The 21,936-nt window shown below is 72.0% G+C and carries 19 protein-coding genes; 4 read left to right on the top strand and 15 right to left on the bottom strand.

From position 1 onward, the window contains the following. Nucleotides 1-159: 159 nt before the first annotated feature. Together ACFTZC_RS17125 and ACFTZC_RS17120 are read right to left on the bottom strand one after the other, a co-directional pair. The gene (locus ACFTZC_RS17125) at nucleotides 160-528 is read right to left on the bottom strand and encodes an ATP-binding protein (protein WP_382890390.1); all 369 of its coding nucleotides are present in this window, start codon (nucleotides 526-528) and stop codon (nucleotides 160-162) included. A gap of 204 nt (nucleotides 529-732) precedes the next feature. Continuing rightward, nucleotides 733-1,866: an adenosine deaminase gene (locus ACFTZC_RS17120; RefSeq protein ID WP_382890388.1), complete on the bottom strand. Its 1,134-nt coding sequence runs from the start codon at nucleotides 1,864-1,866 to the stop codon at nucleotides 733-735. Between the two features lie 249 nt (nucleotides 1,867-2,115). Between ACFTZC_RS17120 and ACFTZC_RS17115 the strand changes: the two genes are divergently transcribed. After that, nucleotides 2,116-2,796 (top strand): alpha/beta hydrolase, encoded by a 681-nt coding sequence (locus ACFTZC_RS17115; protein ID WP_382890386.1) that lies wholly within the window; start codon nucleotides 2,116-2,118, stop codon nucleotides 2,794-2,796. A 58-nt stretch (nucleotides 2,797-2,854) separates the two neighbouring features. Here the strand turns inward: ACFTZC_RS17115 and ACFTZC_RS17110 are convergent, their stop codons facing one another. Further along, the gene (locus ACFTZC_RS17110; protein ID WP_382890384.1) at nucleotides 2,855-3,913 is read right to left on the bottom strand and encodes a LysR substrate-binding domain-containing protein; all 1,059 of its coding nucleotides are present in this window, start codon (nucleotides 3,911-3,913) and stop codon (nucleotides 2,855-2,857) included. Between the two features lie 62 nt (nucleotides 3,914-3,975). On the opposite strand from ACFTZC_RS17110, the gene ACFTZC_RS17105 reads away from it, so the two are divergent. From ACFTZC_RS17105 to ACFTZC_RS17095, 3 genes are all read left to right on the top strand, one after another. After that, complete coding sequence (locus ACFTZC_RS17105) at nucleotides 3,976-5,307, top strand: MFS transporter (RefSeq protein ID WP_382890382.1); 1,332 nt, start codon at nucleotides 3,976-3,978, stop codon at nucleotides 5,305-5,307. 175 nt (nucleotides 5,308-5,482) lie between these two features. After that, complete coding sequence (locus tag ACFTZC_RS17100; protein WP_382890688.1) at nucleotides 5,483-6,181, top strand: L,D-transpeptidase family protein; 699 nt, start codon at nucleotides 5,483-5,485, stop codon at nucleotides 6,179-6,181. 113 nt (nucleotides 6,182-6,294) lie between these two features. Beyond that, nucleotides 6,295-7,290 (top strand): sigma-70 family RNA polymerase sigma factor, encoded by a 996-nt coding sequence (locus ACFTZC_RS17095; RefSeq protein ID WP_382890380.1) that lies wholly within the window; start codon nucleotides 6,295-6,297, stop codon nucleotides 7,288-7,290. A 49-nt stretch (nucleotides 7,291-7,339) separates the two neighbouring features. On the opposite strand, the gene ACFTZC_RS17090 is transcribed toward ACFTZC_RS17095, so the two are convergent. From ACFTZC_RS17090 to ACFTZC_RS17035, 12 genes are all read right to left on the bottom strand, one after another. Next, nucleotides 7,340-8,905, bottom strand: a complete 1,566-nt coding sequence (locus ACFTZC_RS17090) for a carboxylesterase/lipase family protein (RefSeq protein ID WP_382890378.1) — start codon at nucleotides 8,903-8,905, stop codon at nucleotides 7,340-7,342. Between the two features lie 109 nt (nucleotides 8,906-9,014). Continuing rightward, on the bottom strand, nucleotides 9,015-9,659 hold the full coding sequence (locus ACFTZC_RS17085) for a class I SAM-dependent methyltransferase (protein ID WP_382890376.1): 645 nt from the start codon (nucleotides 9,657-9,659) through the stop codon (nucleotides 9,015-9,017). A 10-nt stretch (nucleotides 9,660-9,669) separates the two neighbouring features. Continuing rightward, nucleotides 9,670-10,005, bottom strand: a complete 336-nt coding sequence (locus ACFTZC_RS17080) for an STAS domain-containing protein (RefSeq protein ID WP_382890375.1) — start codon at nucleotides 10,003-10,005, stop codon at nucleotides 9,670-9,672. A gap of 99 nt (nucleotides 10,006-10,104) precedes the next feature. Continuing rightward, entirely contained in the window at nucleotides 10,105-10,689 is a 585-nt protein-coding gene (locus ACFTZC_RS17075; protein WP_382890373.1) for a Uma2 family endonuclease, read from the bottom strand. A gap of 94 nt (nucleotides 10,690-10,783) precedes the next feature. Continuing rightward, entirely contained in the window at nucleotides 10,784-12,061 is a 1,278-nt protein-coding gene (locus tag ACFTZC_RS17070; RefSeq protein ID WP_382890371.1) for a thymidine phosphorylase, read from the bottom strand. Between the two features lie 80 nt (nucleotides 12,062-12,141). Further along, on the bottom strand, nucleotides 12,142-12,600 hold the full coding sequence (locus ACFTZC_RS17065; protein ID WP_382890369.1) for a cytidine deaminase: 459 nt from the start codon (nucleotides 12,598-12,600) through the stop codon (nucleotides 12,142-12,144). Then, entirely contained in the window at nucleotides 12,597-13,868 is a 1,272-nt protein-coding gene (locus ACFTZC_RS17060) for an ABC transporter permease (protein ID WP_382890367.1), read from the bottom strand. The genes ACFTZC_RS17065 and ACFTZC_RS17060 overlap by 4 nt, the downstream gene beginning before the upstream one ends. Beyond that, a complete protein-coding gene (locus ACFTZC_RS17055; RefSeq protein WP_382890366.1) occupies nucleotides 13,865-15,058 on the bottom strand; it encodes an ABC transporter permease in 1,194 nt (397 codons plus the stop codon). Before ACFTZC_RS17055 ends, ACFTZC_RS17060 begins: the two co-directional genes overlap by 4 nt. Beyond that, nucleotides 15,055-16,626 carry an ABC transporter ATP-binding protein gene (locus ACFTZC_RS17050; protein ID WP_382890364.1) on the bottom strand — a complete coding sequence of 524 codons (1,572 nt, stop codon included), beginning with the start codon at nucleotides 16,624-16,626 and terminating at the stop codon, nucleotides 15,055-15,057. The genes ACFTZC_RS17055 and ACFTZC_RS17050 overlap by 4 nt, the downstream gene beginning before the upstream one ends. Before the next feature lie 338 nt (nucleotides 16,627-16,964). Next, entirely contained in the window at nucleotides 16,965-18,014 is a 1,050-nt protein-coding gene (locus tag ACFTZC_RS17045; RefSeq protein ID WP_382890362.1) for a BMP family protein, read from the bottom strand. A gap of 163 nt (nucleotides 18,015-18,177) precedes the next feature. Beyond that, nucleotides 18,178-19,410: an amidohydrolase gene (locus tag ACFTZC_RS17040; protein ID WP_382890686.1), complete on the bottom strand. Its 1,233-nt coding sequence runs from the start codon at nucleotides 19,408-19,410 to the stop codon at nucleotides 18,178-18,180. 231 nt (nucleotides 19,411-19,641) lie between these two features. Continuing rightward, a partial coding sequence (locus ACFTZC_RS17035; RefSeq protein ID WP_382890360.1) for an ALF repeat-containing protein occupies nucleotides 19,642-21,936 on the bottom strand: 2,295 nt, incomplete at its 5' end.

Here is a 21,936-nt window from a genome sequence, read left to right as displayed (position 1 = left end):
CCCGCGCGCCGGGGGGGGGGGCCCCCCCCCGCGTGTCCGGGCGGGCCCGCCCCCCCCCCCCCCCCGGGGGGCCCCCCCCCCCCGCGCCGCGCGGCCCCCCCCCCCCACCGCGTGGTGTCCTGGACGGTGGTCCCGGACGGGCGGGGGATCCGGCCGGGATCAGCCGCCGAGCGGGATGCCGTTGATCCCGTTGCCGCCGCCGAGCAGGCCCTGCACCGGCAGGCCGCCGAGCAGCGCCGTCAGGGGATTGGCGGCGGCGCCCGCCTGGACGGCGTCGAGCGCGTACGGCGTGGTGAACTCCAGGGTGTCGACGGCGCTTCCGGCGGCGTTCGTCGCCTCGGGCAGCGGCTCGGGGAGCTGCTTGCCGAGGTCCTCCACCGGGAGGGTCTTGCTGACGGAGCCGACGACGCCGAGCGCGGCGCCCGCGTCCGGGACGGCGGGCGCGGCGGAGGCGCTGCCCGCGGCGGCTGCGGCGAAGGCGGCGCCGAGGGCGGCGACACCGAGGGTCTTGGCGGCGGACTGCTTCATCGGGATCTTGATTCCTTGGGAACTAGGGAACTAAGGGGACGAGGGGATCCGGGGAAACGGATGGCCCGTAAGAGCGCTGAGCGGCTCTGCAAGGTAGTCAGCCGCGCACCCGTCCCGCAAATACCCGGGACGGCCGGAAACACGTGTTCCCGGCCGTCCGACATTCCCCGGGATTCCCGCCGTTCGATCCGCTTCGGGCAGGTTTTAGCTGGTCACAGCGGTCTGCCTAAACAGCCATTCGGATTTCAGCTCGGCATATCCGGGCTTGATCACGTCATTGATCATGGCCAGTCGTTCATCGAAAGGAATGAATGCTGATTTCATCGCATTGACTGTGAACCATTGCATGTCGTCGAGCGTGTAATCGAAGGCGTCGACCAGCAGCTCGAATTCCCGGCTCATGCTCGTGGCACTCATCAGACGGTTGTCGGTGTTGACCGTCGTCCGGAAGTGCAGCTTGCGCAGCAGCCCGATGGGGTGGTCCGCGATGGAGGCCGCCGCGCCGGTCTGGAGGTTGGAGCTGGGGCACATCTCCAGCGGGACGCGCTTGTCCCGTACGTACGCGGCGAGCCGGCCCAGCGTCACCGCGCCGTCCTCCGCGACCTCGATGTCGTCGATGATGCGCACGCCGTGGCCGAGCCGGTCGGCGCCGCACCACTGGAGCGCCTGCCAGATGGAGGGGAGCCCGAACGCCTCGCCCGCGTGGATGGTGAAGTGGTTGTTCTCGCGCTTCAGGTACTCGAACGCGTCGAGGTGCCGGGTGGGCGGGAAGCCGGCCTCGGCGCCCGCGATGTCGAAGCCGACCACACCCGAGTCCCGGTAGCGGTTGGCGAGTTCGGCGATCTCCAGGGCGCGGGCCGCGTGCCGCATCGCGGTGAGCAGCGCGCCGACGCGGATCCGGTGGCCGTCGGCGCGGGCGAGGCGCTCGCCTTCACGGAAGCCCTCGTTGACGGCTTCGACGACCTCTTCGAGGGTGAGCCCCCCGTCGAGGTGCTGCTCGGGCGCGTACCGCACCTCCGCGTAGACGACGCCGTCCCCGGCGAGGTCCTGGGCGCACTCGGCGGCGACCCGGAAGAGCGCGTCCCGGGTCTGCATCACGGCGCAGGTGTGGGCGAACGTCTCCAGATAGCGCTCCAGGGAGCCGGAGTCGGCGGCCTCCCGGAACCAGAGGCCGAGCTTGTCGGACTCCTGCTCCGGCAGGGCGTCGTAGCCGGTCGCGCGGGCGAGGTCGATGATCGTGCCGGGACGCAGTCCACCGTCGAGATGGTCGTGGAGCAGGACCTTGGGGGCGCGGCGGATCTGGTCGGCGGTGGGCGGACGGTACGTCTGGCTCGTCATCCGTGAACTCTAACGCTTCCCTTCCTACGCGCGTAGAGTACAGCCGGACGATACGTAACAGTGACCGTGCGGACGGGTGGCGTACACCCGTCCTTCTGAGACTGTTCTGTTATGGGACAGCAAGCGGTTCCCGCCCCGGGGGGACGTACGGCAGGCCGGGACGGTTGGGCACGCGCGCGGCGCGCGGAGCCGCGGGCGCGACTGGGACGGGCGGTCGCCTCACCGGCCGCGGACGCGGCGGTGGGGGGCGTGATCCTTGTCCTCCCTCCGGGTGAACCGGTGTCGGCCAAAGGGGCCTCGTTCCTCGCCCACGCGCGGATGCTGCCGCTCGCCCGCTCCCTGGCCGCGGCGGGCGCGGCGGAGGGCCTGGTGGCGCACGTGGTGCGGTACGGGCGGCGCGGCTGGAACGGTACGGAGGCACACCTCGCCGCGGATGCCCGCTGGGCGGTGGAGGAGGTCGTACAGCGGTACGGGGATGTCCCCGTGTGTCTGGTGGGGCACGGGATGGGCGGCCGGGCGGCGCTGCGGGCGGCCGATCACACCGCCGTCAACTCGGTGCTGGCGATGGCCCCGTGGCTGCCGGAGGACGACCGGGCGGCCGAACCGGAGCCGGTACGGCAGCTCGTGGGACGCCGGGTGCTGATCATGCACGGCACCAACGACGCGCGGACGGACCCGGAGCTCTCCTACCGGCTGGCCGAGCGCGCCAAGAAGACGAGCCGCGACATCTGCCGCTTCGAGGTCCACTCGGACGGCCACGCCCTGCGCCAGCACCACTCCGAAGTCCTGGCACTGGCCTCGGACTTCGTCCTGGGCTCGCTGCTGTCGCGGGCCTACTCACGGCCGGTGGCGGACGCGCTGGCGGCGCCGCCGCCGCTGGGGCTGCGGATGCCGCTGGCGGCGGGGTTCGGGCGGTCGCTGCGGCCGTGAGCCGTGCGGGTCACGGCCCCTGATGCGGCCTGATCCGGCCTGATCCGGACAAGCGGCCCTAGTCCGGCAGGAGTTGACCGCGGCGGGAGAGCAGGAAGCGTTTGAAGGCGGCCACGGGCGGGGTGTCCGGGTGGCCGTCGAGCCAGGCGACGCCGATCTCCCGTACCGCGCGCGGCGCCGTGACCGTCAGTTCGACAACCCCGGGGCGGGCCACCGCCGGGGGTGGCAACAGGGCGACGCCGAGGCCCGCCGCGACCAGGCCGCGCAGGGTCTCGGCCTCCTCGCCCTCGAAGGCGACGCGGGGCCGGAACCCCGCCTCGGCGCAGAGGTCGTCGGTGATCCGGCGCAGCCCGTACCCCGGCTCCAGGGTGACGAACGTTTCGTCGGCGGCCTCGGCGAGACGGACGCGGCGGCGCCGGGCGAGCCGGTGGTCGTCGGGGACGACGAGGCGCAGCCGCTGTTCGTCGAGGCGGCGGGCGGTCAGGTCGGGGGCGTCGGGGACGGGCGAGGTGAGGCAGAGGTCGAGTTCGCCGGCGCGCATGCGCTCGATCATCGCCTCCCCGTAGTTCTGGACGAGCGCGAACCGTACCCGGGGATAGTCGGCGCGGAAGGCCCTGATCAGGCCGGGTACGGTCTCGGAGCCCATGGTGTGCAGAAAGCCGAAGGCGACCTTGCCGGAGGCCGGGTCGGCGTCGGCGCGGACCGATTCGGCGGCCCGCTCGACCTCGCCGAGGGCCCGCTCGACGGAGGCGAGGAAGGTCCGGCCCGCGGGGGTGAGCGCGACCGTACGGCCGATACGGGCGAACAGCGCGACGCCCAGGTCCTGTTCGAGCCGGACCATCGCCCGGGAGAGGGTGGACTGCGGGACGCCCATGTCGCGCGCGGCGCGGGTGACGTGTTCGTGGCGGGCCACCCCGGCGAAGGAGGCGAGGCGCGGGGCGAGGACGGCGGACCAGGATTCGGGGTCCAGTTCCGCGATCCTCGGGGGCGGGTTGCCGGGAGGGGTGCCGGGCGGCCGGGCGGCAGTGTTGCCGGGCGGCCTGGCGGGCGTGTGATCCATGTCCTGTTCGTCACTGTTCCGTGACACCCGCGGCCGCGAGCTGTGTTCATGCGCCATGGGAACGATTATCGCCATTCCATGCATTGGACGCATGAGGCCGCGGTGCCTACCTTCGAGATATGCCTTCAGTCAGTACCGAGGCACCCGCCACCCCGGGTGCCTCCGCCGCGCCGTCCGCTCCCGAGACCTCGACCCACACGTCCCCGGCCGGGAAGCCGGCTCCGTCCCCGGCGGGCACGTCCGCCGACTCGCTGCTCTCCCCCGGCCGCCCCGGCTACCGCCGGATGAGCTTCGCGCTCTTCGCCGCCGGGGTCGCCACCTTCGCCCTCCTCTACTCCACGCAGGCGCTGCTGCCCGCGATCTCCGCCGGGCTCGGTGTCACGGCGAGCCAGGCGAGCTGGACGGTGTCGGCGGCGACGGGCGCGCTGGCCGTCTTCGTACTGCCGCTGAGCGCGCTGTCCGAGCGGTTCGGGCGGCGCACCCTGATGTCCGTCTCGCTGGCGGTCGCGGTGGCGGTCGGGCTGCTGGTGCCGTTCGCGCCCAACGTGGAGTCCCTGGTGGCGCTGCGCGCCGTACAGGGCGCGGCGCTCGCGGGGCTGCCCGCCTCCGCGATGGCGTATCTCGCGGAGGAGGTCCGGCCGAAGGCGCTGGTCGCCGCGATCGGGCTGTTCGTCGCGGGCAACAGCGTCGGCGGCATGAGCGGCCGGATCCTCACCGGCTGGGTCGCCCAGCTCTGGGGGTGGCGCGCGGCGCTGGGCGCGGTCGGTCTGATGGCCGTGGCGTGCGCCGTGGCCTTCCGGATCCTGCTGCCGAAGGCGCGCAACTTCCACCCGCGCTCGCTCAGCCCGGCGGGGCTGGCACGAACGGTGGCCGGCCATCTCGCCGATCCACTGCTGCGCCGGCTGTACGCGATCGGCGGGCTGTTCATGACGGTCTTCGGCGCGGTCTACACCGTGATCGGCTACCGGCTGGTGGAGGCGCCGTTCAGCCTGCCGCAGGGTGTCATCGGCTCGATCTTCCTGGTCTACCTCGTGGGTACGGTCTCCTCGGCGGCGGCCGGCCGGCTGGTGGCGCGGCTGGGGCGACGCGGCGCGCTCTACCTGGCCGTCGGCACGACGACGGCGGGGCTGCTGCTCTCCCTCGCGGACGCGCTCGCCGCCGTACTGCTGGGCCTGGTGCTGATCACGGCGGGCTTCTTCGCGGGCCACGCGGTCGCCTCGTCCGCCGTGAGCCGTACGGCGAAGACGGCACGGGCGCAGGCGTCGGCGCTCTACCAGTCGTCGTACTACCTGGGCAGCAGCGCGGGCGGCACGCTCGGCGCGATCGCCTTCCACGCGGGCGGCTGGGCCGCGACGGTGGCGCTGGGGCTCGTGGCGGTGCTCGGGGTCGTCTCGATCACGCTGTACGGGACACGGGTCGCGCGCGCCGAGCAGCGCCTGGCGCTCTCGTAGCCCGTAACGAGGCGTCAAGCAGCCCGTGGAGAAGCGTAAAGCCCGTAAAGAAGCGTAAAGAACGCCCAATTACCTTTCCCCCGTGGGCAACTGTGCCCATGCCTCGACCGTCTAGCCCCCAGAACGCGCCGGGTGAACGGCGCGCGGTGAAGGGGGCCGGGAACGCATGGGACGCATCGGGCGCATATCGCGCAGAGGTTGGGTGGCCGCGGGGCTCGCGGGGCTCGTCGTACCGCTGACCGTGACGGTGGCGGGCGCCGCGCCCGCGCGGGCGGCGTCGTGCACGACGAGCACGGGCCCGTACCAGAAGCAGGTCGAGAAGTTCCTGGGCCGGACGGCGGACGGCAAGCAGTCCCCCGCCGACTGCGCGGCCACCAGGGCCTTCCAGACGAAGCACGGCATCACCCCGAACATCGGCTACGCCGGCCCCGTCACCTGGGGCGTGATGAGCCTGATGAACCAGCAGAAGGCGGCCGGCAAGACCCCCAACGCGGCCGGCAAGTGCCCGGTGAACAAGGGGCGTATCGCCTGCGTCGACCTCACGCGTCAGCTCAGCTGGATCCAGGACGGCGGGAAACTGGTGTACGGCCCGGTGCCCGTGCGGACGGGGCGGGACGGCTACGAGACCAGGACCGGGCTGACGAAGATCTACTGGCGGGACAAGGACCATGTCTCGTCGATCTACGACGTGCCGATGCCGTACAGCCAGTTCTTCGACGGCGGTCAGGCCTTTCACTCGGTGGGCGTGAGCATGTGGAATCCGCCGGGCTCGCACGGCTGTGTGAACATGACCAAGGCCGATGCGACGAAGTACTGGTCACTGCTGAAAAAGGGCGACGACGTGTACGTGTACGGGCGCAAGCCGGGAACCTGATCGAAGCGCGAATCCGCGCCATCCGTCTGCGCGGGACGGCGGCTTCCGGAAGACTGGTCACCCAAGACGCATGACTGGTTTCTACGGGTGGGACGGGCTACCGGGGTGACGCCGTGAGCGAGAGTGCCGCAACACAAGATCTGGACGTCCGGCTGGAGAAGCACCGTACGGAGCTGACCGGCTACTGCTACCGCATGCTCGGTTCCGCGTTCGAGGCCGAGGACGCCGTGCAGGACACGATGGTGCGCGCGTGGAAGAGCTTCGACAAGTTCGAGGGCCGCTCCTCGCTCCGGTCCTGGCTCTACCGCATCGCCACCAATGTCTGCCTGGACATGCTCACGGCGGGCAACCGCAGGGCCCGTCCCATGGACCTCAGCGGTCCCACCCCGGTGGCCCAGGCCCAGCTCAACCCGCAGCCGGAGATCGTCTGGCTGGAGCCGGTGCCGGACGGCCGGGTCCTGCCGTCGATGACGGACCCGGCCGAGGCGGCGGTGTCCCGGGAGTCGATCCGGCTGGCGTTCGTCGCGGCGCTCCAGCATCTGCCGCCCAAGCAGCGCGCCGTGCTGATCCTGCGCGAGGTGCTGGCGTGGAAGGCGAGCGAGGTCGCCGAGCTGCTGGACACGACGGTCGCCTCGGTCAACAGCGCGCTCCAGCGGGCCCGCGCGACGATCGCCGAGTCGGAACCGGCGACGACGGAGACGTCGGACCCGCTGGACGACGAGCAGAAGGCGCTGCTGGAGCGGTACGTCACGGCCTTCGAGGGCTACGACATGAAGGCGCTGACGGCGCTGCTCCACGACGACGCGAAGTTCACCATGCCGCCGTTCGACCTCTGGCTCCAGGGGCACGACGACATCGTGGCCTGGATGCTCGGCCCGGGCGCCGGCTGCCGCGGCTCGCGGCTGCTGCCGACGTTCGCCAACGGGACACCGGCCTTCGCGCACTACAAGCCCACCGAGTCGGGCGACGGGTACGTGCCGTGGGCGCTCCAGATCATCGAGATCGAGGACGGCCGGATCTCCACGATGCACTGCTTCCTGGACACCGCGCGGTGGTTCCCGCTCTTCGATCTGCCGATGCGGCTGGAGAAGGACGAGGGGCAGGGGTAGGCATCACCCCTGCCTGCGGGCCCCGACCCCGACCCGGCCCCCGTGCCCCTCATCCCGTGGCGGGCAGGGGCAGGGGGGCGAACCGGTGGGCCTCCCAGAGCAGGCGGGAGGCTTCCTCCGGGTAGTCGGTGACCGCGTTCGCCGCGCCGTCGAGGACGAGGACGCGCGGCTGCTTCGGGTCGTACGGGGCCCACTCCGTACGGCCCGCGGCGAACGCGGTCCATTCGGCGCGGAAACGGGCCGACAGAGCCTCCGCCGCCGCCGGCGGCTCCTCCCCCATCAGCATGGTCGCGAGCCGGCCCGTGAGGTTGCCGAAGGTCAGCGGCACGTCCAGGGCGTGACAGGCCCCGAGGGCGCCGCCCATCGCGGGGGCCGGCCAGGTCAGCTCGTAGCAGCGGACGGTGCCCCCGCCGTCCGCGTGCGCCCGCGCGAGATGGAGGCTGGGCATCCGGAACAGCCAGTCGGAGAAGACGAGTTCGTGCAGCCGTTCGGCGTCGGCGTCCGGATGGGCGGCGCGGTAGGCCGCGGCGCTGTCGGCGACCGGTCCGAAGGCCCGCAGGACGGCGCGCGCCTGCTCCTCGGTGACCTGGCCGAGCTGTCCGGCCATGGCGCTGAACAGCCGGTACTCGTCGCGGTTGTGTCCGACGATCAGCTCGACGTCCCGCGCGGCACCGTCCGCCAGCGCCTCCCAGGGCGCGCGTGGCAGTACGTCGCCGTCGACCACCGGTGAGTACGGCACGGCCGTACGGGCGACCGCGCCCCAGCGGTCCTCCCGGGCGGGCATGGTGCGCGCCACCGCCTCACCCGCGGTGACCAGCCGGGCGGGCGCGACCGCCGCCAGCTCCGCCACCGTCGGCCGGACGTCCGGGCCCAGTTCGGCGGCGATCGCGGCGGAGAGGTCCGCGGCCAGCCCGGGCGAGAAGTACGTACCGGGCACGCTCTGCGCGATGGCCCGCGAGAACAGCCCCGCCGCCCGCTCCATGACCAGCAGCGCGGCGATCGATCCCGCGCCCGCCGACTCCCCGAAGACGGTGACCCGGCCGGGGTCCCCGCCGAACGCGGTGATGTTGTCCCGTACCCACTCCAGGGCGGCGACCTGGTCGAGCAGGCCGCGGTTGGCGGGCGCCCCCTCGATCCAGGCGAAACCCTCCACCCCGATGCGGTAGTTGAGGGTGACCACGACCACGCCGCCGTCCCGCGCGAGCCGCCCGCCGTCATAGCCGGGGTCGCCCGCGGTCCCCGACATGTAGGCGCCGCCGTGGATCCACACCATGACCGGCAGCCGGGCGGCACGGTCCGTACCGGGGAGCGCGGGCGACCAGACGTTGACCGTCAGCCAGTCGTCCGCCCGCGCGGCCCCGTCGCCGTCCCTGTCGCCGACAGGCCGCCCGATCTCATTCGGCACCGCCGCCTGCGGGCACGGCGGCCCGAACTCCCCGGCGTCCCGCACCCCCGCCCAGCCCGCGGCCGGGCGCGGGGCCGCGAACCGCAGGGCGCCGACGGGCGGTTGCGCGTACGGGATGCCACGGAAGACGGCGACGCCACTCTCCAGGCGGCCCCGCACTCTCCCGGCGGCGAGGCTCAGCTCCGTCTCCACGGACTCGGCAGCGGTCATCGGAAGTCCTCTCGGCCGGGCCGACCGGGCGGGTCGGCGAGGTACGCCATACGCGACGCACCCCGACAACGTCCGGCCCACGCGTCCGGGTTCCGTAGCGGCCCGCGTGTCAGGCCGGCTTGCGGATCAGCAGGCAGCCCTGCGGGACCCGCGCATCCGGCTCCCTCATCAGCGTGGCGTCCACGACGAGCCCGGCGCCCGCCGCCAGCTCCGCGAGGTGGCCGGGCGGCAGCAGATGGACGTCCAGGGACATGGGGTGGCCGCCGTACCCCTCCTCCTTGCGCCGCCGTTCGTCACCGACGTGGAAGCCGAGCAGGAGATGGCCGCCGGGAGCGAGCACCCGGTGGAACTCGTCGAACACCGCCGGGAGTACCTCACGCGGGAGGTGGATGATCGAGTACCAGGCGACCACGCCGCCGAGTGCGCCGTCCGCCGACTCCAGGGCCGTCATCGTCCCGATGTCGAAGCGCAGCTCCGGGTGGGCCCGCCGGGCGACGCCGACCATCCCCGGGGACAGCTCCACGCCGAACGCGTCCGCCCCGAGGGAGTGCAGATACGCCGTCACATGACCGGGACCGCACCCCACATCGGCGACGGGACGCCCCCCGGCGGCCCGCACGAGCCCGGCGAAGGCGCCCAGCATCGCCCGCCCCAGCACATCCCGCTCGAAGGCGGGGCGTACGAGCGCGGCGTAGTCGACGGCGACGGTGTCGTACGACGCCCGGGTCTCACTCAGATAGATCGGCTCGGTCACGCCGGGGACCCTACCCCTCCCCCGCCACGCCCTCCCCCACCGCGCCTTCCCGCTCGGCGGTCACCGCCATCCCCGCCAGTCCCACCAGGTCCAGCAGCAGCCACAGCTCACGCCCCACCCCGCGCAGCCGCAGCGGGCGGCCCTGTCTGCGGGCGTCGAGCCGGAGCGCGGCGAGTACGTCGACGGCCGCCAGGTTCGGCCGCCGCAGCCCGGCGACGTCACAGACGACAACCTCGGCGGGGCCGGCCTCGGACAGCCGGCCGGCCAGCTCGGCGCGGAGCCGGGGGACGTCGTCGGGGGTGACATGTCCCGCGACGACGAGAACGATCGGATCACTGGCATCCACACCAGGGAGACCGGTCCCACGCCCGGAACTCATCGCAGCGGCCCGTGCACGGCCCGTGCGCCGCGGGTGCCCCACCGGGGTGGCCTGCCGGGCGGGCCGTCAGCTGACAGGCAGCTCGGAGGTGTCGATGGCCAGGTCGAAGGGTGCGGGGAGGGTGAGCTTGCCTCCGTACTCGACCGCTTGAAGCATCCGGTATGTACCGTCCTTGGGCTCGCCGTAGAGCTTCGCGATCGGAATGTCCGACACGCAGGGATCGAGGAGCAGATAGAGCGGAACGCCTGCCTGGGCATAGCAGCGCGCCTTGGCAACACAGTCGCGCGCGGCGTTGCCGGGTGAGGTGATCTCCACGACGAGTTTGGCCTTGCCTGCGGGGAACAACTCCCCAGGGGCGGGCCCGTCCTCCTCCGCCACCACCATCAAGTCGGGGATGTAGAGGCCCTTGCGACCCGGTACCGCTGCTTCCTGCGTCTGGAAGATTCTCCAGTCGCTCGGAATCACCGCCGCGAGACGAAGCAGCAGCAGAAAGGCAGTCGAATTGTGGTCCCAGGACGGTGTGGATGACACGGTGATGATCCCCTCGATGATCTCCACCTTGTGGCCCTCGGGTGCGTCCACCTGCTCCCAGATACGGACGAGGTCGTCCCAGCCTGGCTCGGGCTCGTGGTCGACGGTGAGTGCGCTCATGGCGGTCTCCTTCGGTGTGTCACCCACTCCAGCACGCCGAACGGGACCGGCGGCCGTCCACCGATCCCGTTCACCCGAATGAGGAAACCGCAGGTCAGGCGATACGTTCCCGCACCACCGGCGTGGTTTCGTACGCCGTGCCCGCCGGGCTGATGTCGTACGTGCCCTCCAGTGCCTCGGCCGCGTACGCGAACTTCTCCGGGGTGTCCGTGTGCAGCGTCAGCAGGGGCTGGCCCGCGGTCACCGGGTCGCCCGGCTTCGCGTGGAGTTCGATGCCCGCGCCCGCCTGGACCGGGTCCTCCTTGCGGGCGCGGCCCGCGCCCAGGCGCCAGGCGGCGACGCCGACGCCGTACGCGTCCAGGCGGGTCAGGACGCCCGTGGCCGGGGCGGTGACGACCTGCTGTTCGCGGGCGACCGGGAGGGCCGCGTCCGGGTCGCCGCCCTGGGCCGCGATCATCCGGCGCCAGACGTCCATCGCGGAGCCGTCGGCGAGGGCCTTCGCCGGGTCGGCGTCCTTCAGGCCCGCCGCGTCGAGCATTTCGCGCGCCAGGGCCAGGGTCAGTTCCACGACGTCGGCCGGGCCGCCGCCGGCCAGCACCTCGACGGACTCGCGGACCTCCAGGGCGTTGCCCGCGGTGAGCCCCAGCGGGGTGGCCATGTCGGTGAGGAGCGCGACGGTCCGTACGCCGTGGTCGGTGCCGAGGCCGACCATGGTGGCGGCGAGTTCGCGGGCGTCCTCGATGGTCTTCATGAAGGCGCCGGAGCCGACCTTGACGTCCAGGACCAGCGAGCCGGTGCCCTCGGCGATCTTCTTCGACATGATGGAGGAGGCGATCAGCGGGATCGCCTCGACGGTGCCGGTGACGTCCCGGAGCGCGTACAGCTTCTTGTCGGCGGGGGCCAGCCCGTCGCCCGCCGCGCAGATGACCGCGCCGGTGGTGTCGAGGACGTCCAGCATCTCGGCGTTGGAGAGCAGGGCCCGCCAGCCCGGGATGGCCTCCAGCTTGTCGAGCGTGCCGCCGGTGTGGCCGAGTCCGCGCCCGCTGAGCTGCGGTACGGCGGCGCCGCACGCGGCGACCAGCGGGGCCAGCGGGAGGGTGATCTTGTCGCCGACGCCGCCCGTGGAGTGCTTGTCGGCGGTGGGGCGGGACAGCGCGGAGAAGTCCATGCGCTCGCCGGAGGCGATCATGGCGGCGGTCCAGCGGGCGATCTCCGTACGGTTCATGCCGTTGAGCAGGATGGCCATCGCCAGCGCCGACATCTGCTCGTCGGCGACCTCACCGCGCGTGTAGGCGTCGATCACCCAGTCGATCTGCTCCGGGCTCAGTTCGCCCCGGTCGCGCTTGGTGCGGATGACGGAGATGACGTCCATGGCGGTCCTAATCCTTGCGTTCGACTACGTACGTACAGCGGCCCCGGCGCCGCCGGATCGCGGCGGGGCCGGGGCCGGGTTCAGTGGGAACGGCCGTTCCCCGGGCGGCCGTTCTTCAGGTGGCCGGGGCCGAAGGCCTGCGGGAGCATGTCGGCGAGCGTGCGGATCCCGTCCGGGGTCTCCATGACCAGCTCCGGGCCGCCGAACTCGTACAGCAGCTGCCGGCAGCGTCCGCACGGCACCAGCACCTCCCCCGCGCCGTCGACGCAGGTGAAGTGGGTGAGCCGGCCGCCGCCGCTGAGCTGGAGCGCGGAGATCAGCCCGCACTCGGCGCAGAGCCCGAGGCCGTACGAGGCGTTCTCGACGTTGCAGCCGGTGAGCGTGCGGACCGGGGCGCCGTCGCCGGCCACCGCGAGCGCCGCGACCCCGACCGGGAAGCCGGAGTACGGGGCGTACGCGCGGGACATCGCGTCCCGCGCCGCCGCCCGCAGCGCCTCCCAGTCCACCCCGCCCGGGGCCGGGGCGTCCGGCGCCGTCATGTGCCTTGGCCCTTCCGGTACGAAAGTCCGTCCGCCTTGGGCATCCTGAGCCGTTGCGCGGAGAGCGCGAGGACCAGCAGCGTGGTGACGTACGGCGCGGCGTCCACGAACTGGCTGGGCACCTGGTCGGTGAGTCCGTACCAGACGAAAAGCAGGGCCGAGACGGCCGCCGAGATCGCCGCGGGCAGGTACTTCTTCTTGTAGAGCTGCCAGCCGACGACCAGCACCAGCAGGATCGCGAGGAGCAGCAGCATCGCGTGGACGTTCTCGGCGCCGCCGCGCAGCTTGAGGCTGTCGGTGAAGCCGAAGAGCCCGGCGCCCAGGGCCATGCCGCCCGGCATCCAGTTGCCGAAGATCATCGCGGCGAGGCCGATGTAGCCGCGCCCGCCGGTCTGGCCCTCCTGGTAGATGCCGGTGGAGACGATGGCGAGGAAGGCGCCGCCGAGCCCGGCGAGACCGCCGGAGACGACGACGGCGATGTACTTGTACTTGTAGACGTTGACGCCGAGGGATTCCGCGGCGACCGGGTTCTCGCCGCAGGAGCGCAGGCGCAGGCCGAACGCCGTACGCCACAGCAGCCACCAGGTGCCGGGGATCAGCAGCAGGGCGACGACGGTGAGCAGCGAGAGGCCGGTGACCAGGCCGCCCACCAGACCGGCGAGGTCGGAGACGAGGAACCAGTGTCTGGCCTGGAGATCCTGCATCCAGTCGGAGAGCCCGGGGACGGTGATCTCGGTGATCGGGTCGACGCGGGGGGACTGCTTGGAGGAGCCGCCCTCGGCCGCGTCGAAGGTGAACTTGGAGAGGTAGCGGGTGGCGCCGACGGCGAGGATGTTGATGGCCACGCCGGAGACGATGTGGTTCACGCCGAAGGAGACGGTGACGACGGCGTGCAGCAGCCCGCCGAGCGCGCCGCCGATGATGCCGAAGAGGACGCCGGTCCAGGGGCCCCACTGGTAGCCGGCCCAGGCGCCGAACCAGGTGCCGAGGACCATCATCCCTTCGAGGCCGATGTTGACGACGCCCGCGCGCTCGGCCCACAGGCCGCCGAGTCCGGCGAGGCCGATGGGGATGGCGAGTTCGAGGGCGCCGGCGACCTGGCCGACGGAGGTGATGTCGTCGGCGCCGCTGATCAGCCGTACGAGCGAGACCAGCGCGAGCGCGCCGGCGATGATCAGCAGGATGACGGGGAGGGAGAGGGCGGGCCGGCCGCCGCTCTTCTTCGGGGCGGCGCTCGTGGCGGAGACGGTGCTCGTGGTCGTGGTCACAGCGCGGACCCCTCCTTCTCGGTCTGGTCGTCGCCCGACGAGGCGCCCGGTGAGGCGCTCTGCGACGGGCCGCTGTCCGGCGGGGTCCCGGTGGTGGCGAGGGCGCCGCCCGCGGCGAGTTCCTCGCCGACCTTCTGCTGCTGGCGGCGGAGCCCGTAGCGGCGGACGAGTTCGTAACTGACCACGACCGAGATCACGATCAGGCCCTGCATGATCGTGGCGATCTCCTTCTCGTACCCGAACTGGTCGAGGGAGGCCGACGACTTGTCGAGGAAGGCGATCAGCAGCGCGCTGAACGCGATGCCCAGCGGGTTGTTCCGGCCCAGCAGTGCGATGGTGATGCCGGTGAAGCCGACGCCGGTGGGGAAGTCGAGGCTGTACGTGTGGGTGTCGCCCAGCAGGGTCGGCATCCCGGCGAGGCCGGCGATCCCGCCGGAGACCAGCATCGCGGTGAGGACCATCTTCTTGGCGTCGACGCCGGAGGCCTGGGCGGCGCTCTCGCTGGCGCCGGTGGCGCGCAGGTCGAAGCCGAAGCGGGTGCGGCCGAGGACGAACCAGTAGACGATGCCGCAGGCGGCGGCGACGAAGGTGAAGCCGTAGATCTCGCCGGCCTCGATGCCCATGTCCAGGCCGGGGAACCAGCCGGACCGCGGGATGTCGCCGGTGGTCAGGTTGTTGGACCCTTCGGGCTGGACACCGAAGTTCTTCGGCAGGATCAGCCAGGCGACCAGGCTGGTGGCGATCGAGTTGAGCATGATCGTGGAGACGACCTCGCTCACCCCGCGGGTCGTCTTGAGGATGCCCGCGATCCCGGACCAGAGGGCGCCGACGAGCATCGCGACGATCACGATCAGGGCGATCTGGAGCGGCCCCGGCAGATCGACGCTGGCGCCGACGAGCGCGGCCGTCATCGCGGCGAGCCGGTACTGGCCGTCGACCCCGATGTTGAACAGGTTCATCCGGAAGCCGATGGCCACGGCGAGGGCGGCCAGGTAGTACGTACCGGCCTGGTTGACGATCAGCACCTGTACGTCGACGTACGAGGCCGACTCGAACATGATGCGGTACGGCTCGACCGGGTTGGTGCCCGAGACGAGCAGCACCACCGTGGTGAGGGCGACGGCGACGACCAGTGCGAGCACCGGTCCCGCGAAGCCCAGGATCAGCCGGTCCTTGTCGAATTTCTTCATCGGGCGTCGTCCTCCGGGCTCGCGCCGTCGGTGTGCGGGGCCGCGCTCTCGGCCGGCGCCTCCAGGTGGCCGCGGGCGGCGCCGGTCATGGCCGAGCCCAGCTCCTCCGGCGTGATGGTGGCGGGGTCGGCGTCGGCGACGAGGCGGCCGCGGTACATCACCCGCAGGGTGTCGGAGAGCCCGATCAGCTCGTCGAGGTCGGCGGAGACGAGGAGTACGGCAAGGCCCTCGCGGCGGGCCTCGCGGATCTGGTCCCAGATCTGCGCCTGCGCGCCGACGTCCACCCCGCGGGTGGGGTGCGCGGCGATCAGCAGCTTGGGGCGGTGGCTCATCTCGCGGCCGACGATCAGCTTCTGCTGGTTGCCGCCGGACAGCGAGGCCGCGGTGACCTCGATACCGGGGGTGCGGACGTCGTACTCGCGCACGATCCGCTCGGTGTCGGTGCGGGCCGCCTTGAGGTCGAGGAGGCCGCCGCGGCTGTTGGGCGGCTCGGTGACATGGCCGAGGATGCGGTTCTCCCAGAGCGGGGACTCCAGGAGCAGGCCGTGCCGGTGCCGGTCCTCGGGGATGTAGCCGATGCCGTTCTCGCGGCGCCTGCGGGTGGGCGCGTGCGAGATGTCCTCGGTGCCGAGGGTGATCACGCCGCCGTCGGGGTCGCGCATCCCCATCAGCGCCTCGATGAGCTCGGTCTGGCCGTTGCCCTCGACGCCGGCGATGCCGAGGACCTCGCCGCGGTGGATGGTGACATCGATCCCGGCCAGGACCTCGCGGACGACGCCGTCGGGGTCGGTGGCGGTCAGCCGCAGTCCGTCGACGGTGAGCACCGGGACGTCCGTGACGGTGGACTCGCGGGTCTCCGGCGAGGGCAGCTCGCTGCCGACCATCAGCTCGGCGAGCTGCTTGGTGGTGGTGTTCGCCGGGTCGGCGGTGCCCACGGTGGTGCCGCGCCGTATGACAGTGATGTCGTCGGCGACGGACAGCACCTCGCCCAGCTTGTGCGAGATGAAGATGACGGTGAGGCCCTCGGCCTTCAGCTCCCGCAGGTTGTCGAAGAGCGCGTCGACCTCCTGGGGGACGAGGACGGCGGTGGGCTCGTCGAGGATCAGGATGCGGGCGCCGCGGTAGAGGACCTTGAGGATCTCCACGCGCTGGCGGTCGGCGACGCCGAGGTCCTCGACGAGGGCGTCGGGGCGCACGCCGAGACCGTACGCCTCGGAGATCTCCTTGATCTTCTTGCGCGCCTTGGTGCCGATGCCGTGCAGCTTCTCGCCGCCGAGGACGACGTTCTCCAGGACGGTGAGGTTGTCGGCGAGCATGAAGTGCTGGTGGACCATGCCGATGCCGCGCGCGATGGCGTCGGCGGGGCCGGCGAAGGAGGTCTGCTCACCGTCGATCGTGATGGTGCCCTCGTCCGGCTTCTGCATGCCGTAGAGGATCTTCATCAGGGTCGACTTGCCGGCCCCGTTCTCGCCGACGAGGGCGTGGACGGTGCCCTTGCGGATGGTGATGTCGATGTCGTGGTTGGCGACGACACCGGGGAACCGCTTGGTGATGCCGTGCAACTCCACGGCGGGAGGGCTGCTGGACGCGTTGATGACGCACTCTCCTTGGCGGGAAAGGAGTGGGGGCGGAGGGAGTGGCAGGGCGGGGTGAAGCTATCGCGCCGGAGGGTGGTCTACACGCATTGCGCTGCCGAATCGTAAGCGTAAGGAGGGACCGACGGCCCGCGGGACGCGGGGGCCGCCGGGCCCGGGAGTGCCAGGAGTGCCGGGTGCGCCGGGGGCCCGGGCGGCGGCTGGTGCCGTCGCTCCGGGCCCGCGGTCATGTACCGGCGTACCGCATGTACTGCGGCGTATCGCTTGTACCGCTGTACCGCACGGACCGCCCGGTCGGCCGGGAGGGGCCGTTACGGGGTGGTCTTGACGGTGATCTTGCCGTCGATGATGTCCTTCTTCGCCTTCTCGACGGCGGCGACGACATCGGTCATCTTGGTGTACGCCGGGTTGGTGTCGGCCAGGCCGACGCCGTCCTTGTCCAGGCCGTACCGGATCTCACCGGACTCGGGCTTGCCGTCCTTGACCGACTTGATCAGGTTGTAGACCGCGTCGGAGACGTCCTTGGTGACCGAGGTCAGGATCTTGTCCTTGTACTTGGCCAGGCCCTTCTGCGCGTACTGGTCGGAGTCGACGCCGATGGCCCACTGGCCGGCCGTGGCGGTCGCCTCGATGGCGCCGAAGCCGGCCAGACCGGCGGCGTGGTAGACCACGTCCGCCTTCTTGTCGAGCTGGCCCTGCGCGGCGGCCTTGCCGAGGTCGGGCTTGGAGAAGCCGTCGAAGTTCGGGGGCTGCGTCAGGTACTGCGACAGGACCTTCACCGACGGGTCGGTCTCCTTGACGCCCTGCTCGAAACCGGCCTGGAACTTCTTGATCAGCGGGGTCTCGACACCGCCGATGAAGCCGACGGTCTTCGACTTGCTGACCTTGGCCGCGGCGACGCCCGCGAGATAGGAGCCCTGCTCCTCGTTGAACACCATGTTGGCGATGTTCTTGTCGGTCACCGAGGAGTCGTCGATGATCCCGAAGGAGACCTTCGGGAACTTCGGGGCGACCTTCTTGATGGCGGGCGCGTAGGCGAAACCGACGCCGATCACCGGGTTGTTGCCGGCGCGGGCCAGGTCGGTCAGGCGCTGCACCTTGTCGGCGTCGGCCTCCCCGTCCGCCGGCTCCGAGTCGGTGCCCTTGATGCCGAGGTCCTTCTCGGCCTTGGCCAGACCGGCGTAGGCGGCATCGTTGAAGGACTGGTCACCCTTGCCACCGATGTCGTAGGCGATGGCGGCCTTGGCCTCGTTGGAGTCGGTTCCGGCGTCCGACGACGACTTGCCACCACAGGCGGTGACGGAGAGCGCGAGTGCCGCTGACGCGACGCCCACGGTGGCTATCCTGGTGATCCGGCGCAAGGGAGGCTCCTTCTGGCCTAAGCGCCTCTTCCGGCGCTGGTTTCGCGGCGATCGTAACGCGCGTAGATGTCAGATAAAGACCTGTACGGCAGCCGTTATCGGATCGTCGCGAACGGGAAGCGAACAGCAGGGGATCAGCAGGCGCGCCAGGGCCACCGGCCGGTTACGGACGGTCGCCGTCGAGCAGCGCGGCGGCGGTGAAAAGCTCCACGCCGACCTGGATGGCCCGTTCGTCGACGTCGAAATCGCCACGATGCAGGTCGTACCGGGCCTGGCTGCCGGGGGTCCGCACGCCGAGCCGCGCCATGGCTCCCGGGACCTGTTCGAGGTACCAGGAGAAGTCCTCGCCGCCGAGGCTCTGCTCGGTGTCCTCGATTGCATACGAACCGCGGCGCGCGGCCTGGGCGGCACGGAGCAGTTCGGCGACGGTGCCGTCGTTGACGACCGGCGGCACTCCCCGTACGTACGTGATCTGCGACTTGGCGCGGTGGAGCGTGGCGACCTCGTCGACCGCGGCGTGCACCAGGTCCGGCGCGTCGCGCCAGGCGGCCAGGTCGAGGCAGCGGACGGTGCCGGAGAGCTCGGCGTGCTGCGGGATGACGTTGGGGGCGTGGCCGGCCTCGATACGGCCCCAGGTGACGGCGAGCCCGGAGCGGGCGTCGACGCGGCGCGCGAGGAGCGCGGGAACGTCGGTGGCGACCCGGGAGACGGCGGTGACCAGGTCGGTGGTGAGGTGCGGGCGGGCGGTGTGGCCGCCGGGCCCGTCGAGGGCGATGTCGAGCCGGTCGCACGCGGAGGTGATCGGTCCGGTACGCAGCCCGATCGTTCCGGCGTCGACCTTGGGGTCGCAGTGCACGGCGATGATCGAACCGACACCGTCCAGGGCGCCGGACTCGATGGCGTCGGCGGCGCCGCCGGGGAGGACCTCCTCGGCGGGCTGGAAGATCAGCCGCACCGCGGACGGCAGCAGCCCCTGGCGGTCCAGCTCGGCGAGGACGAGCCCGGCGCCGAGCACGGCCGCGGTGTGCACGTCGTGCCCGCAGGCGTGCGCGCGGTCGGGCACGGTCGAGCGGTACGGGACGCCGGTCTTGGTGTCCGGGATGGGCAGGCCGTCGATGTCGGCGCGCAGGGCGAGCATGGGGCGCGCGGGGTCCGGGGTGCCGATGTCGCAGACGAGTCCGGTGCCGGTGGTGAGGACACGCGGCGCGAGTCCGGCCTGCTCCAGCCGGCGCTTGATCGCGGCGGTGGTCCGGAACTCCTGGTTCCCCAGCTCGGGGTGCATGTGCATGTCCCGGCGGAAGGCGATCAGCTCGTCGCGCAGGGCGTCGGGCAGGGTGCCGGGGAGCGCGGGGTGCGTCGGTTCCCCGGGCTGATCGGTCTCGGACTCAAGGGACATCAACTGGCTCACCTGTCGAAGGGTAGGCCCCTTTAGTGATCAACCAACCCTGGATCAACAAAATTTCAGCCACTCAGGGGAAGAAAATTTATGCCCTTGCGCATGGCGATCACCCAGAGTGGGTATACCGCGTCATTTCAGTGGCCTCGCCCTCTCTGCCGGGGGGCGAGGCCACCGTGCGACACCGGCCCGCCACCGGGAAGGCGGCGGGCCGGACAGAAGATCGGGCGGTCAGAAGATCGACGACAGTCCGCTGGTGATCGAGGAGACGAGTTCCCTGCCCTCCGACGCGACCTTGTTCACCGCGGGGGCCACCTTCCGCGCCACCGGCACCACCCACTTGGACTGGCCGAATGTGACCCGGCTCAGGGCCGAGGAGGCGACGGACTCCAGGAACGCGCCGCTGGTGAAACCGTTCTCGATGCCCTCGAACAGGGAGCTCAGGGCGCCGGCCCCCAGCGACACGGCGCCGACCCATCCCGCGATCGGCAGCAGCGGCGGGAAGACGAGGCCGGCGAGGCCGAGGCCGGCGGCGAGGAAGCCCGCGCCGACGCTGACGTAGCCGAAGGCGTCGGCCCACCAGCCCGCGTCGGACCACCAGTCCTCCTTCTCGGGGCCGGTGCCGTTCTGGTTGACGTCGTCGTGGGTGCCGCTGTCGGCCGGGTTGTTCCCGTTGTTCCGGTCCTCCCGCGCCTTCTCGGCGGCCTTGCGGGCGGCCTCCGCGATCTCGGCCTGGCGCTTCTGGGCGGCGATCGCGCGGGCCTGGCTGGCCGCGGTGGCCGCCGTCCGCGCGTCCTGGCCGGCCTGCAGCGCGGACTGGCGGGCACTGGCCGCGGACGCCTGGGCGCTGTAGGAGGAGTTCAGGGCCGAACGGGCGGAGTCGATGGCCCGGTTCGCCGAGTAGTTCGCCGAGCGGGACGCGCTCCGGGCGGTCGCCGCCGCGGCCCTGGCCTGGTTCGCCGAGGTCTGCGCCGCCGACGCGGACGCCTCAGCGGCGTCGGCGAGCTGCTTCGCCTCCGTCGCGTACCCGTCGGCCTTCCGCGACGACTCCAGCGCCTTGTCCGCCCACTGCTGGGCCTCCGCGGCGGCCTGCCGGGCGTCGGCGCCCGCCTTCGACGCCAGCGCCGCGTTCTCCTGCGCGGTCTGGGCGATCTTCGCCGCGGCGGCGATCGCCCCGCGGATCGCCGAGATGTGGGTGGCGGAGTCGTGGTCGAGCTGGGCCGTCGCGTACTGCACGACCTGGACGAAGTTCCGGCGCATCCACGTCGGGCCCTCCAGGGCCACCTCCCCGTACGACTTGGTGTACTCGCCGCCGGTGGCCACCAGGTTCGCGGTGGTGACGGCGTCGTCCTCCCGCAGGGCCGCCGGGTAGGTGCGGTCGAAGAAGTCCTGCAACGCCTCCGGGGTGTTCACGTTCAGCGCGTCGTTGGCCGCCTTGAGGACGGCCTTGCCGGGCTTCTGGCCGATGATGCGGACGATCTGTACGCGGTTGTCGTCCTGCGAGGCCCGGATCACCCCGGAGGTGATGAAGTCGCCCACCGCCGTGGAAGTGGAGCTCTCCAGCGCGCGCTGGGCCGCCTCCGCGATCGCGGGGCTGGATATCTGGGCGAGGTAGAGGACGGTCTCGCGGTCGTCCTGGCCCTGTGCGAGCTGCCGGTCGAGGTCGACCCAGCTGAGTACGTCGTCGTCGCTGCCGGCCAGCGCGAACCCGGCGGCCTCCCGCGTCCACGCGCCCTTCGCCGCGAGCAGACCGGTGGCGGCCTTGCGGCCCAGCGTGGCGGCGAGGGCCAGGTCGCCCGTCCCGAGCGCGGCCTCGGCACCGGTGATCAGATCCTTGATCGCCTGTGAGGTCTGCGCCTCCTGCGCGCGCTTGTTCTCGTACTCGGCCTTCTCCACCACCTCGATCTCGGCCAGCAGCCGGGCCTCGTCGAGACCCTGGAGTTTCTCCTGCTGGAGCCGCGCCAACTCCGCGTCCCGCGCCGCCTGTTCCACGGCGATGGCAGCTTCCACGGTCTTGGTGGCGGTGTTGGCGGCCTTGACGGCCTCCACCGCGTGCGCCGTGGAGCGGTTGGCGTAGTCGATGGCCTGGCCCGCGTACTTCACGGCCTCGTCGGCGGCGTCGGCCGCCTTCTCCGCGTGCTCGGCGGCGGAGTTGGCGGCGTCGCGCGCGGTACGCGCCGCGGCCGCGGCGCTGTTGGCCAGGGCCTGGGCGGTGGAGGCGGCGTTGGTGGCGCGGTTGGCGGCGGTGTTCGCGATCGCCGCCTGCCGCCTGGCCTCCGCGGCCTCCGACTGCGCGGCACCCGCCGCGGCGGCGGCCTGCGCGGACGCGGCGGCGGCGGAGGCCGCGTTGCGGGCGGCGGAGGCGGCCGAGGAGCCGGCGCTCGCGGCCTGCGCGGAGGCGGCCGCCGCGTAGTCGGCGGCCTTGGCCGCGGTACGGGCCCGCGCGGCCGAGTTACGGGCGGCGACCGCGGCGTTCTTGGCCGCCGCGGTCTTGGAGGCGTCCTTGGAGGCGGCGATCGCGGCGTT

Origin of the sequence: Streptomyces sp. NPDC056987 (assembly GCF_042673865.1) — a bacterium.
Classification (GTDB): domain Bacteria; phylum Actinomycetota; class Actinomycetes; order Streptomycetales; family Streptomycetaceae; genus Streptomyces.
Note: the sequence above shows the minus strand (reverse complement) of the source record. Positions and strands in the feature narration are given on the sequence as shown.